Raw genomic sequence first — 12796 nt, 5'->3', positions numbered from 1 at the left:
AAGGTCCGGTGCCATCCTGTGGGAGCCGGCTTGCCGGCGATGAGGTCGGACCTGTTTACTTGCTGGTCAAACCATCAGCGCGGAACATCTGACGGATCCCGCGAATAGCCTGGCGAATACGGTCCTGGTTCTCGATCAGGGCGAAACGCACATGATCATCACCGTAGTCACCAAAGCCGATCCCCGGCGACACGCAAACCTTGGCCTCGGCCAGCAGCTTCTTGGAAAACTCCAGCGATCCCAGATGAGCGTACTGCTCAGGGATCTTCGCCCATACGTACATAGAGGCCTTGGGGTTCTCGACCATCCAGCCCAGCTCGTGCAGGCCCTTCACCAGCAGGTTGCGGCGCTGGCGGTACTGCTCGGCGATATCGCGCACGCACTGCTGGTCGCCTTCCAGGGCCGCGATGGCGGCCACCTGCAGCGGAGTGAAGGTGCCGTAGTCGTGGTAACTCTTGATCCGCGCCAGGGCACTGACCAGCTCAGGGTTGCCGACCATGAAGCCGATCCGCCAGCCGGCCATGTTGTAGCTCTTGGACAGGGTGAAAAACTCCACCGCAATGTCCTTGGCCCCCGGCACCTGCATGATCGACGGCGCTTTCCAGCCGTCGTAGACGATGTCCGCGTAGGCCAGGTCGTGCACCACCAGCACATCGTACTGCTTGGCCAGGGCCACCACACGCTCGAAGAAATCCAGCTCCACGCACTGCGCGGTGGGGTTGGACGGGAAGCCGAGGATCATCATCTTCGGCTTGGGGATCGATTCGCGGATCGCCCGTTCCAGCTCGTTGAAGAAGTCCACGCCCGGTACCAGCGGCACCGAACGTACCTGGGCGCCGGCGATCACCGCGCCGTAGATGTGGATAGGGTAGCTGGGGTTGGGCACCAGGACCGTGTCGCCGTGGTCGAGGGTGCCGAGCATCAGGTGCGCCAGGCCTTCCTTCGAGCCAATGGTGACAATGGCTTCGCTTTCCGGGTCGATGTCGACCTCGTAGCGTTCCTTGTACCAGTTGGAGATGGCGCGGCGCAGGCGCGGGATGCCACGGGAGGTGGAATAGCCATGGGTGTCTTCGCGCTGGGCAACCTGCACCAGTTTCTCGACGATGTGTGGCGGCGTGGCGCCATCAGGGTTGCCCATGCTCAGGTCAATGATGTCCTCGCCACGGCGGCGGGCGGCCATCTTGAGCTCGGCAGTAATGTTGAAGACGTAAGGGGGGAGACGATCGATGCGCGCAAAGCGGCGCGGCGAACCTGGGTTGGCCATGTGTTCCTCGAGAGACGTAAGCGCCCGGAACCGTCCGAGCGACGCTGGCCTGCGGCGGCCGACAAACAACATAATCCCGCCATGATCACTTAGTAAAGGATAATTTCCTGTTTTATTATATTTTTTCAGCCACTTCATTTGAAAAAAATCGTAATTACAGAACCCTCCTCAGCAGGCGGAGCTTGCCGAAACACCGGCAAGCACCGCCGTCAAAGGGCTCAGTAGACCTGCACCCGCCACAGTTCGCGCGCGGCCGAGGCCGCGCTCATCGGCAGGCGCCCGTGCAAGGTCTGGTAGTTGTCGATCAGCACCAGGTCACCCGCCTGCCACTCATGGGCAATCAGGCATTCGGGGTCATAGACCAGTTCATCGAGCTGGCTGATCAATGCCTGCTGGAAGGCTTCGTCATGCCCCTGCACCTTCTGTTCGAGGGTCTGCAACGACGACTGGCAGCCCTCCTGGTAGCGCAGTACCCGCTCGCCGCTGCGCGGATCGAGGTCGACCAGCGAGTAGCTGCGCGGCGAACCGCCGAAATAGGTCATGCGCGTGTAGTAGGTCAAATCGATGCCCTGCCACTGGCGGGCGGTGCGCAGGCCCACCTTGCGCAAGGCGTTGCGGCTGTCGACGACCGTGGTCTGCCCTTCCCCCGGCTGCGGCGGCGTCTTGCAATACAGCATGAAGGTGTGGGCGCAGAACTTGGCATCGCGCTGCACCAGCGGATCGCTGTCGGGCAGCATGTTGAGGTCCCAGTGCAAGGGGGTCTTCTCCAGCGAATGCACCACGCCTTGGGGCTGGTCGGCCGGCTTGACCACATGCACCTCGCCAAAGGACCAACGGTAGATGGTGCCGAAACGCTCACAGTCTGTGGCGAATGCCTGCTGGTCGGTGAATTCACAGCCTCTGAGGCAGACAAAACCGAAACTGCGCACCAGGGCTTGCAAGGTCTCGGTAGACAGTCGCTGGAAACCCAGCCCCAGCGGGTCGCTGACCAGCAACCCGAACAGGGGGAGCTTCTGCAATGTGAAGTTGAAGCCCTCGAGCGCCTCGCCCGCTGTTTCATGGAACAGCCATGGCTGCCCCTGCCAGGTCACCAGCACATGCCGCGCGGCGTCGATCTGCGCGCGGCCGCGCAGGGTCTGGTGACCGTCAAGCTGGCGCACCGGCACTGCATGCCAGGGGCTGGCTACATGATCGAGCCCCTCGGCCAGGGCCACGGTGAACTTGGGGCCGGCGTTGTCGTACTGGTGCACCGACAGGCGCACGTGCCCGGGGAAAAACCGCTCGACCGCCGCATTCAAGGCCTGGCCGCGCAGCATCATCTGGTAGGCCTTGTAGCTGATCTGGCGCAGGTGCTCGTCTTCGTCCTGCCCGGCCTGGCGGCACAGGCGCAGGTCGTTGTAGAGGTGGCTGCACAACTTGTCGTGGGTCCGGCCCAGGGCCTCGTCGTGCTGGCACTGCTCGATCAGTGCCTCGACGTTCTTCCACGGCAGACGGGCCTGCTTGACCAGGGTGGCACGCAGGGCTTCGGCACTGCTGGCCTGGGGGAACAGGTCCTCCATGCTCACCCAGCGGATGCAATGGGTGGTGCACAGGGTGCGCAGCGCCTGGTTGTAGGCGCGGCGCACGTCGTCCGGCACGCCGACGATATCGTTGAAGGTGGTGCCGTCGCTGAGGATCGCGATCTCGCAGCCAGGGGCGTGGAGCTCGGCGAGCTCCTGGGCGAGGCGGTCGAGGCGCTCGATGGCGATCACCTCGCCATGGTCGGGCAGTACGCCGAAGGTCTTGTCGTGATCATTCGGCGACTTGCACGGGAAACCCGGCAGCACCATGCGCAGCGGCTCGCCACTGTCGAAGCAGCGCGCCAGGTCGTGGGCCAGGTGCGCCCTGCCCGCTTGGTCGAAGCGGTCGTCCTGGGCCTTGAGCAGGTAAGCGTCCAGCACCTGGCCGACGGCTTCCATCCAGCTGTCTTTGTCTTGCATGTCGTGTCTTCCTTGAGAACGGCTACAGCGAACCGATTGGCGTTGCGGATTGGCTTGCACAGTGGCGCACTTGCTCCGGGCGCAGGGCCCGGAGCAGCTGCAAGGGTTGCTGGCAATGGAACTGTGGCCGCTGCTCGAGCAACGCTTGCCACTCGCCGTAGCCCCAACCGACGGCGGCGGCGGGCATGCCCGCGGCCTTGGCGGTCAACAGGTCGACCGGGGTATCGCCGACAAACAGGCAGTGGCCTGGGTCGATGCCCAGCCGTTCGGCAGCCTGCAGCGCGATGTCCGGTGCCGGCTTGAGCCGCTCGCCGGGGCGATGACCGAGCACCGCGGCAAATCGCTGCGCGGGCAGCAGCCCTTGTACGACACGCTCGGCGAGGGTGTGGGCCTTGTTGGTGACGACAGCCATGGGCAGCCCTTTGTCGGCAATCCTCTCGATCAGGCCGATACAACCTGGGAAGACTCGGGAACGCCGGACCAGGTTGTCGTGATAGCAGCTGCTGTAGTCGTCATGCAGGCGTTGACGTTGCTCGGCGTCGAGGCCGACGGCGGCCCTTTCGAGCATCGCCGCCACACCGCCGCCGATCATCCCGCGCACCTCATCCGGCTGCAGCGTGCGCAGCCCGTGCAGGCTCAGCACATGATTCAGGCACCAGGCGATATCCGGCAGGGTATCGACCAGGGTGCCGTCCAGGTCGAACAGAACCGCGCGTATGTCCATTGGCGCCACCCTCACTGCGCGCTGGCGTAGTGGCAAGGCCGGCCACGGCGGAATACCAGCCGGCTGTAACGCTCATCGACATTGCTGCGCCGGTCGAGGGTCACCACGCCACGACGCTTGATCGCCACCGAATGCCAGGGGGTGCGCCACAGGTCGCTGGTCGGCACCAGGCGGATACCGATCTTGCTCGACACCGCCAACTGCGGGTGGATCGACAGGCGCAGGCAATGCGGATAGCGCGCTTGCAGCAACGCACTCCAGGCCTCGCTACGCTGGATCACCCGCTGGGAGGCGGGCTTGGCGGCCTTCTTAACCGCGTTCATGCTCATGCCTTCGAACTCCACCAGTCCGGCGTAGTCCTCGGCGAGGAAACGATGGATGCCGCAGTACATCAACCGCATGTGCTCCTCGTCCTCGAAGCGCTGCTGCAGGACGCGCAGCGACTGGCCATGCTCGATCATCAGCTCTTCGCGCATGGAGTCCAGGCAGCCCAGTTGCGGATAGGCATCCTTGAGGTCGAACAAGGTGAAACGGCCGGGATAGTGCTGGCCGGCATAGCGCTGGATATCGTCGGTGTAGGCCTGGACATGGGCATCGGGCACCCGCACCAGGTCGGCGAAGACATAGCCGTCCGAGCAGATGTGAATGACTGCACCGGGGGCATGCAATGCGCGGATTTCCTCAGCCAGGCGGTTCAGCTCGTCGATGGCATGGTGCTCTGCCAGGTCCGGGAGCGGGCCGAGGGTCTTCTGGCGGTTGGGCGACTTGCCGGGGAAGGCCGGGAGGACCATCTCCACCGGCAGCCCGCGCTCGACGGCCTGCAGCACCTTGGGCAGGTGCGGGGCGAGCACGGCATCATCCAGCGCGTCATCCTGCCCAGTGGCCAGGCTGCGTCGACGAAACAGGCATTCGAGGATGGCCAGCGCGGTAGCGGTGCTGGCAGAGGCATGGCGTTGGCGCAGCGAAGCCGCGCACGCCGAAGGAGCGGAGCTCGATTCGGTCATGGAACAGTCCTTGTCATGTGGATCGATCCGAATGGATCGCGGCCTACCCTGGCCTGCAGGTCGTCCTGACCTGCGGCGCATAACATCCGGCAAAGGGCATGGCGCTGTCAACTGCCCTTCGAATGAATTTTCCGAGGCAAAAAAACGCCCCGGCAAGCCGGGGCGTCTTGTGCAGCTGGGGTGTTTCAGCGTGCGTAGGTCATCAGCACGTCGGCCGCGGTCTGGCTGTCCACGCCCATCATCACGCTCAGGGCAGTGACGGTGAGGATGGAGAAGCCGAATACCTTGCGCGCCCACTTGCTGTCGTCCTCTGCCTTGTAGCCGCCCCAGGCCATGTACAGCCAGTACAGGCCCATGGCGGCCGCCACGGCGAGGTAACCCAGGCCGGCGTAGCCGCCGAGGGTCAGCATCAGGGTGGCGAGGACGAAGGCCAGCACGTACAGCACGATCTGCTTCTTCGCCGCGAGGATACCGCGCGCCACCGGCAGGACCGGGATGTTGGCGGCGCTGTAGTCCTTGAAGCGGAAGATGGCGATGGCGAAGCTGTGCGGCATCTGCCACAGGCTGAACATCACCAGCAGGGTGAACGCGGCCAGGTCGAAGCTGTTGCTCACCGCGCAGTAGCCGATCACCGGAGGCATGGCACCGGACAGGCTGCCGACCAGGGTGCCGTGCACCGATTTGCGCTTGAGCCACAGGCTGTAGAAGCCGACGTAGACCACGAAGCCAACCAGGGCGCAGAACGCCGACAGCGGGTTGGCCTGGACATACAGCAAGCTGAAACCCGCCACCCCGAGCAGGGTGGCGTAGATCAGCGCCAGGGGCAGCGACATGCCGCCCTGGACCATGACGCGGTTCTTGGTGCGCTCCATCTTGTGGTCGATGTCACGGTCGATGCAGTTGTTGAACACGCATCCGGACGCGACCACCAGGGACGTACCGATCACCACCGCCAGGAACAGGGCGAAATCCACATGCCCCTTGGCGGCAAGGAAGAAACCGCCTGCCACGGAAAGCACGTTACCGAAAATGATCCCCGGTTTGGTGATTTGGATAAAGTGCTTCACGGACATGCAGTCTTACCTCACTTGGCCAGCATTTCGAAGTGGATGCTGAACATGATCCACAGCGACAGGCCGACCAGCAGTGCAATTACCAGAACGGTGAACAGGAACGTCGACACGTTGGAGCGCTGCTCTTTCGAGCGGTCCATGTGCAGGAAGTACACGAGGTGCACCACCACCTGGATGACGGCCATGGCCACCACGATCAGGACGGTCAGGTTCTTCGGCAGGCTTGGGTACATCACCAGGCCGAACGGGATCGCGGTCAGGATGATCGACAGTACAAAGCCGATCATGTAGGACTTCACGCTACCGTGATTGCCTTCGTGATGAGTGTCGTGTGCGCTAGCCATTACAGAACCCCCAGCAGGTAGACGACGGTGAACACGCAGATCCAGACCACGTCGAGGAAGTGCCAGAACAGGCTCAGGCAGCTCATGCGGGTCTTGGCGGTCGGCGTGATGCCGTGCTTGTTGATCTGGTACATCATGATTGCCATCCAGATCAGACCGGCAGTCACGTGCAGGCCGTGGGTACCGACCAGCGCGAAGAACGCCGACAGGAAGCCACTGCGCTGCGGGCCGTAGCCTTCGGCGATCAGGTGATGGAACTCATAGATTTCCATCGCGATGAAGCCTGCACCGAACAGGAAGGTCACAGCCAACCAGCCCAGTACACCTGCCTTGTTGCCGGCGAACATCTTCAGCATGGCGAAGCCGAAGGTGATCGAGGACAGCAGCAGAAACGCGGTTTCGACCAGCACGAAGTCGAGCTGGAAGATGTCGTGACCCGACGGGCCGCCGGCGAAACCGCCGGACAGCACCGCGTAGGTGGCGAAGAGCGACGCAAACAGGATGCAGTCGGTCATCAGGTACAGCCAGAAACCGAGTACGGTCATCTGGCCCGAGTCGTGGTGGTGGTCATCGTGCGCATGGTCATGACCATGCGCGCCACCGTGGATTACTTGACTGGACATTGATTACACCCGTTCAAACGATTCGACACGTGCGCCGCCAGCAGGCAGTGCACCAGCGTTGGCCAGCGCTTTCATGCGCTCGCCTTCGATGCGCGCCACTTCTTCGGCCGGCACCATGTAGCCCTGGTCGTCACGCGCGGCGTGGCGAACAAAGACAGCGATGGTCGCAACCAGGCTCGCACCCACCAGCCACCAGATGTGCCAGATGAAGGCGAAGCCGAACACGGTCAGCAACAGACCCATGAACAGACCGGTGGAAGTGTTGCTCGGCATGTGGATCGCTTCGTACTTGGCCGGAGCCTTGTAGGCGGCGCCGGCTTGCTTGGCTTCGTGCCAGGCGTCCAGGCCAACGTGCTCAGGCATGTGGGCGAAGTTGTAGAACGGAGGTGGCGACGAAGTCGACCATTCCAGGGTACGGCCGCCCCATGGGTCGCCGGTGACGTCCATGTTGTCCTTGCGATCGCGAACCGAGACGTAGATCTGGATCAGCTGGCAGGCGATACCGAACAGGATCAGCACGGCGCCGACTACGGCTACGTACAGGTAGGGTTCCCACAGCGGGTTGTCGGAGTGGTTCAGACGACGGGTCATGCCCATGAAGCCCAGGGCGTACAGCGGCATGAACGCTACGTAGAAGCCGGAGATCCAGAACCAGAAGGCAGCCTTGCCCCACTTCTCGTTCAGGGTGAAACCGAAGGCTTTCGGGAACCAGAAGGCGAAGCCGGCGATGTAGCCGAATACCGCGCCACCGATGATCACGTTGTGGAAGTGGGCGATCACGAACAGGCTGTTGTGCAGAACGAAGTCGGCACCTGGAACAGCCAGCAGGACGCCGGTCATGCCACCGATGGAGAAGGTGACCATGAAGCCCAGGGTCCACATGATCGGCGCGGTGAAGCGCAGACGGCCCTGGTAGATGGTGAACAGCCAGTTGAACAGCTTCACACCGGTCGGAATGGAGATCAGCATCGTCGCCAGGCCGAAGAAGGTGTTGACGCTGGCGCCGGCACCCATGGTGAAGAAGTGGTGCAGCCAGACCGCAAAGCCGAGGATGGCGATTGCGCCCGATGCGTAGATCATCGAGTGGTGACCGAACAGGCGCTTGCCTGCGAAGGTCGAGGTGACTTCCGAGAACACGCCGAAGGCCGGCAGGATCAGGATGTAGACCTCAGGGTGACCCCACGCCCAGAACAGGTTGACGTACATCATCGGGTTCCCACCAAGCTCGTTGGTGAAGATGTGGAAGTCCAGATAACGGTCAACAGTCAGCAGCGCGAGTGCGGCGGTCAGGATCGGGAAGGAAGCGACGATCAGTACGTTGGCCCAGGTGCAGGTCCAGGTGAAGATCGGCATGTCCATCAGCTTCATGCCAGGGGCGCGCATCTTCATCACGGTGACGAGGAAGTTCACGCCGGTAAGCGTCGTACCCAGACCTGATAGCTGTAGTGCCCAGATGTAGTAGTCGACACCCACCCCAGGGCTGTACTGGATACCCGCGAGCGGCGGATAGGCAACCCAGCCGGTCTTGGCGAATTCACCAACGCCCAGCGAGATGTTGACCAGCAGCACGCCTGCCAGCAGCAGGTAGAAGCTCAGGGAGTTCAGGAACGGGAAGGCAACGTCACGTGCACCGATCTGCAGAGGAACCGCAAGGTTCATCAGGCCGGTGAAGAACGGCATCGCCATGAAGATGATCATGATCACACCGTGGGCGGTGAAGATCTGGTCATAGTGTTCAGGCGGCAGGTAGCCTTCGGAGCCACCGGTGGCGGCAGCCAGCTGGGTACGCATCATGATGGCGTCGGCGAAGCCGCGCAGCAGCATGACCATAGCGACGATGATGTACATCACGCCGATCTTCTTGTGGTCGACCGTGGTCAGCCACTCGGTCCACAAGTAGGTCCACTTGCGGAAATAGGTGATGGCACCAACGACAGCGATACCACCGAGCGCGATCATGGCAAGCGTCACCATGACTATCGGCTCGTGATACGGTATCGCCTCCAGAGTTAATTTACCGAACATCTCTTACTCCTCTGCACCGGCAGCTGGTTGCATACTCGATTCCACACCCTTGGTAGTGGCCAGGTCTTTGCTGCCTGCTTCTTCGTGGTTCGGACGACCGCGGTTCATGCCTTCGTACTTGTCGACGATGCGCTGGAACTGGTCAGCCTGAGCCTCGCTGTACAGCGCGACTGGGTTGTTTTCGCTTGCTTTGGCCAAGGCGTCATATTCGGCCTGGTCCAGTTTCTTCGGCGAAGCCTTCACCTCGGCGACCCATGCATCGAAGTCGGCCTGGGAGGTGGCAACAGCCTTGAATTTCATACCGGTGAAGCCGGCACCGCTGTAGTTGGCGGAGATACCGTCGAACTCACCGTTCTCGTTGGCGATCAGGTGCAGTTTGGTGGTCATGCCAGCCATGGCGTAGATCTGGCCACCCAGGCCCGGGATGAAGAAGGAGTTCATCACGGCGTCGGAGGTCACGCGGAAGTTGACCGGGGTATTGGCCGGGAAGACGATCTTGTTGACCGTGGCAATGCCCTGTTCCGGGTAGATGAACAGCCATTTCCAGTCCAGCGCGACCACGTCGATCTGCACCGGCTTCACATCGGAATCCAGTGGACGGTACGGGTCCAGCTTGTGGGTGGAGTGGTAGGTGAAGTAACCCAGGGCGATGATGATCAGGATCGGGATGATCCACACCGCGGCCTCGATCTTGGTCGAGTGCGACCAGTCGGGGGTGTAGGTGGCGGCCTTGTTGGACGCACGATACTTCCAGGCGAACGCCAGGGTCATGATGATCACGGGCACGACCACCAGCAGCATCAAGCCGGTGGCGATCAGGATCAGGTTCTTCTGCTCAATGCCGACCTGGCCCTTCGGATCGAGCAGGGTCCAGTTGCACCCACTGAGTAAAAGCATGCCTAAAAAGGGCAATATGCCAAACAGTCTGGGGTAACGCTTTTTACTCATCTCACGACCTCTAGATCAGCTTGCTTCAATGCAATTTGTGTTTGGTAGCCAACACTTCGTCCTGCCAAGTGCGGCAATTGGCGCCCGTACCCGCCCCTGCCAGGGATCCGACTGCTGGATCTTGGCGTCAAGCGGGTTGGCGGTGCTTATGGTTTCGTAGGCAACAGGCCTGTACTTCAGACCAAGTCCATTTGGTGCGGGAAAACGCGGAGGGGTGTCCGCCCGGTATCGCCGTTGGGCGAAACTTGTCGAAGTCAGCAAATGGAAAGCGCTGCGGCTCCCATCAATCCTGCGACTCGCAAGCAGTGCCGAACGGAAATTGGGGGCGATTGTAGATAGGTCGCCCCACGATGACTATGACTTATTGAGCAACAGTCTTTTACAGGATGCGTAACAATACTGGTCAAAAAATCAACTTCGCGACAGTTTGTCGCACCCCGCGCAGTAGCCCTGAAACCCTTGCCGCGCAAGGGCTGGTGGCTGACCTGGATCAATCATCGGGGGCCATTTGCAGCTTATCTCGCCGCGCAATAGACCCAGGTCAATTCGGGACTTTGGTCTAAGCGCGGCGACGGTTTCGGTAGATGCCCAAGGGCACCAGCACCGCCGTCAGCACGAACGCCACCAGCGCCCATTGCGCCAGGGACAGGCCGAGGATCGGTGGGTATGGGGTGGAGCAGAACCCATCGACCTGGAACGCCAGCGGCCAGAGCTTGGCCAGCGGCAGGTCGTCGACGATGGGCTGCAAGGTGTCGATACCGCAGCTGACCATGGGGTTGGCGAGTATATACACATGGTTGCCGGCGGCAACGATGCCACCGATGGCGCTGAGCACCACCAGCGCCTCGAAGAAGGTCAGGCTGCGGCGCCCGGGCATGGCGGCGGCGATGAAGGCGAAGATCGCGATGAACAGCAGGGCATAGCGCTGCAGGATGCACAGCGGGCAAGGTGCCTCGCCCAGCACCACCTGCATGTACAGGGCGCCGCCGATCAGCGCCAGGCAGATCACGCCGAGGAGCACCAGAAAGCGCCGTTCCCGATTCAGGCGCGATGAGAGTTCGTTCATTGCCGATTCCTTCGATGGAGAGTGACAGCGCGGGCTGCCCGAGGGGCGCCCAGTCTACACGCTGAAGATGACCTTTGAATGCATCGAGCGGGGGCGTGCGCGGCTATCCACTGATGACCTAGGACCGAGCGGGTCGGTTTCGGTTCACTGACGCACGTGAAAAATGCGCCAGCCCAGGTGCCGGGCAGGAGCAGGCCCCTCGACACCTGAGAGTGAAGGATACAGTGATTAAAGGAGGATTAAAGATGAAAGCGGGTGTAACCGCGTTTACCTCTTCCTTATATAGAAGACCGGTTAGGCCCAATCGCTGCGGTTCGGCGCTCGGCCAGGCCGACAGCGTCGAATGTCATCGTCCGCTTTGTTCTCGATTACCCACGGCCGGGAGCATCCGTGTGCTGGCGGCCCGACAGAACGCCGAACCGCAGCGATTGGGATGAATTACTCGTAGCCTGTCCCGGCCCCATTGCCGGCAAGCCGGCTCCCACAGGGTTCAGCGATACCTGTGGGAGCCGGCTTGCCGGCGATGGGGCCAGCCAGGCCTATCGCTTACTCCAGCGCCGCAGCCGGGCCGAAGAACTCGTAGCGGCTCTGCCCTTCCGGCACACCCAGGCCCTTGAGCTGACGCTTGATCGCCGCCATGAAGCCCTTGGGCCCGAGGAAGTAGGCGTCGATATCACGCTCACGCGGCAGCCATTCGGCCAGCAGGTCCTGGTCCAGCAGGCCCACTGCGTCGGCAGCCTGGCTGCCATCTTCTTCGGCGTAGCAGTAGAAGCGCTTGAGTTGCGGGTGGCGCGCCGCCAGGCCATCGATCCAGTCGCGGAAGGCATGCACCGCGCCGTTGCGCGCACAATGGATGAAGTGCACCGGGCGTTCGGTCTCGAGGGCCGCCTCAAGCATGGCCAGGGTCGGGGTGATGCCCACGCCGCCGCTGATCAGCACCAGCGGCTTGTCGCTGGCGACCAGGGTGAAATCACCGGAAGGCGGAAACAGTTGCAGGGTATCGCCGACCATCAAGCCATCATGCAGGTAGTTGGAGACCTTGCCGCCCGCCTCGCGCTTGACGCTTATGCGGTACTGCTCACCGTCGCACAGGGCCGACAGCGAATAGTTGCGACGCTGCTCCTGGCCATCGATTTCCAGCTTCAGGCCGATGTACTGGCCCGGCTCGGCCTTGAGCACCGGCTTGCCATCGACCGGAGCGAAGTAGAACGAGACGATCTCGCGGCTTTCCTGCTCGCGGCGTACCAGGCGGAATTCGCGGGTGCCGCGCCAGCCGCCGGCGGCCTCTTCCTTCTGTTTGTACAGGTTCTCCTCGGCGCCGATGAGGATGTCGGCAAGCTGGCCGTAGGCCGCCGCCCAGGCGGCGATCACCTCGGCGGTAGCGATCTCCTTGCCCAGCACTTCCTCGATGGCGCGCAGCAGGCAGCTGCCGACGATCGGGTAGTGTTCAGGGAGAATCTGCAGGGCGACGTGCTTGTTGATGATCTGGCCTACCAGACCGCCCAGCTGCTCGAGCTGGTCGATATGCCGGGCGTACATCAGCACCCCGTTGGCCAGGGCACGCGGCTGGTCGCCGCTGGCCTGGTGGGCCTGGTTGAACAGCGGGCGTACCTCGGGGTACTCGCTGAGCATCATCTTGTAGAAGTGGGTGGTCAGGGCCTCGCCACCGCTTTCCAGCAGGGGCACGGTGGCTTTGATGATTGCACGTTGTTCGGCATTGAGCATTACGACAACTCCTGAGCCTGT

11 protein-coding genes are annotated in these 12796 nt (G+C 62.3%); all 11 read right to left on the bottom strand.

Features of this window, described 5'->3' with window-relative positions; translation table 11 throughout:
* Window positions 1-55: 55 nt before the first annotated feature.
* The 11 genes from alaC to hmpA all read right to left on the bottom strand — a co-directional run bounded on the left by alaC (window position 56) and on the right by hmpA (window position 12775).
* Entirely contained in the window at window positions 56-1264 is a 1209-nt protein-coding gene (gene alaC, locus LU688_RS04240) for an alanine transaminase (RefSeq protein WP_046857052.1), read from the bottom strand.
* Window positions 1265-1482: 218 nt separating this feature from the next.
* The gene (locus tag LU688_RS04235; protein ID WP_160290530.1) at window positions 1483-3243 is read right to left on the bottom strand and encodes an isocyanide synthase family protein; all 1761 of its coding nucleotides are present in this window, start codon (window positions 3241-3243) and stop codon (window positions 1483-1485) included.
* Between the two features lie 22 nt (window positions 3244-3265).
* On the bottom strand, window positions 3266-3967 hold the full coding sequence (locus LU688_RS04230) for an HAD family hydrolase (protein ID WP_094010245.1): 702 nt from the start codon (window positions 3965-3967) through the stop codon (window positions 3266-3268).
* 11 nt (window positions 3968-3978) lie between these two features.
* Window positions 3979-4971: an isocyanide synthase family protein gene (locus LU688_RS04225; RefSeq protein WP_023629878.1), complete on the bottom strand. Its 993-nt coding sequence runs from the start codon at window positions 4969-4971 to the stop codon at window positions 3979-3981.
* A 185-nt stretch (window positions 4972-5156) separates the two neighbouring features.
* On the bottom strand, window positions 5157-6044 hold the full coding sequence (cyoE, locus tag LU688_RS04220; protein WP_023629877.1) for a heme o synthase: 888 nt from the start codon (window positions 6042-6044) through the stop codon (window positions 5157-5159).
* A gap of 11 nt (window positions 6045-6055) precedes the next feature.
* Window positions 6056-6388 (bottom strand): cytochrome o ubiquinol oxidase subunit IV, encoded by a 333-nt coding sequence (cyoD, locus tag LU688_RS04215; protein WP_023629876.1) that lies wholly within the window; start codon window positions 6386-6388, stop codon window positions 6056-6058.
* The gene (locus tag LU688_RS04210; RefSeq protein ID WP_023629875.1) at window positions 6388-7011 is read right to left on the bottom strand and encodes a cytochrome o ubiquinol oxidase subunit III; all 624 of its coding nucleotides are present in this window, start codon (window positions 7009-7011) and stop codon (window positions 6388-6390) included. Before LU688_RS04210 ends, cyoD begins: the two co-directional genes overlap by 1 nt.
* 3 nt (window positions 7012-7014) lie before the next feature.
* Window positions 7015-9036 carry a cytochrome o ubiquinol oxidase subunit I gene (gene cyoB / locus LU688_RS04205; protein ID WP_023629874.1) on the bottom strand — a complete coding sequence of 674 codons (2022 nt, stop codon included), beginning with the start codon at window positions 9034-9036 and terminating at the stop codon, window positions 7015-7017.
* A 3-nt stretch (window positions 9037-9039) separates the two neighbouring features.
* A complete protein-coding gene (cyoA, locus tag LU688_RS04200; protein WP_038707394.1) occupies window positions 9040-9984 on the bottom strand; it encodes a ubiquinol oxidase subunit II in 945 nt (314 codons plus the stop codon).
* 559 nt (window positions 9985-10543) lie between these two features.
* The gene (locus tag LU688_RS04195; RefSeq protein ID WP_023629873.1) at window positions 10544-11050 is read right to left on the bottom strand and encodes a disulfide bond formation protein B; all 507 of its coding nucleotides are present in this window, start codon (window positions 11048-11050) and stop codon (window positions 10544-10546) included.
* 546 nt (window positions 11051-11596) lie between these two features.
* Window positions 11597-12775, bottom strand: coding sequence for an NO-inducible flavohemoprotein (hmpA, locus tag LU688_RS04190; protein WP_102682488.1), 1179 nt, complete (start codon window positions 12773-12775; stop codon window positions 11597-11599).
* Window positions 12776-12796: the final 21 nt, after the last annotated feature.

The organism is Pseudomonas soli (assembly GCF_021283165.2).
Classification (GTDB): Bacteria; Pseudomonadota; Gammaproteobacteria; order Pseudomonadales; family Pseudomonadaceae; genus Aquipseudomonas; species Aquipseudomonas soli.
The sequence above is the reverse complement of the archived record's forward strand: the minus strand, read 5'-3'. Positions and strand labels throughout refer to the sequence as shown.

What these genes read in the sequence shown, in the direction of transcription:
- alaC (WP_046857052.1), bottom strand. Translation starts at nt 1,264, where the DNA reads ATGGCCAACCCAGGTTCGCCGCGCCGCTTTGCGCGCATCGATCGTCTC.
- LU688_RS04235 (WP_160290530.1), bottom strand. Translation starts at nt 3,243, where the DNA reads ATGCAAGACAAAGACAGCTGGATGGAAGCCGTCGGCCAGGTGCTGGAC.
- LU688_RS04230 (WP_094010245.1), bottom strand. Translation starts at nt 3,967, where the DNA reads ATGGACATACGCGCGGTTCTGTTCGACCTGGACGGCACCCTGGTCGAT.
- LU688_RS04225 (WP_023629878.1), bottom strand. Translation starts at nt 4,971, where the DNA reads ATGACCGAATCGAGCTCCGCTCCTTCGGCGTGCGCGGCTTCGCTGCGC.
- cyoE (WP_023629877.1), bottom strand. Translation starts at nt 6,044, where the DNA reads ATGTCCGTGAAGCACTTTATCCAAATCACCAAACCGGGGATCATTTTC.
- cyoD (WP_023629876.1), bottom strand. Translation starts at nt 6,388, where the DNA reads ATGGCTAGCGCACACGACACTCATCACGAAGGCAATCACGGTAGCGTG.
- LU688_RS04210 (WP_023629875.1), bottom strand. Translation starts at nt 7,011, where the DNA reads ATGTCCAGTCAAGTAATCCACGGTGGCGCGCATGGTCATGACCATGCG.
- cyoB (WP_023629874.1), bottom strand. Translation starts at nt 9,036, where the DNA reads ATGTTCGGTAAATTAACTCTGGAGGCGATACCGTATCACGAGCCGATA.
- cyoA (WP_038707394.1), bottom strand. Translation starts at nt 9,984, where the DNA reads ATGAGTAAAAAGCGTTACCCCAGACTGTTTGGCATATTGCCCTTTTTA.
- LU688_RS04195 (WP_023629873.1), bottom strand. Translation starts at nt 11,050, where the DNA reads ATGAACGAACTCTCATCGCGCCTGAATCGGGAACGGCGCTTTCTGGTG.
- hmpA (WP_102682488.1), bottom strand. Translation starts at nt 12,775, where the DNA reads ATGCTCAATGCCGAACAACGTGCAATCATCAAAGCCACCGTGCCCCTG.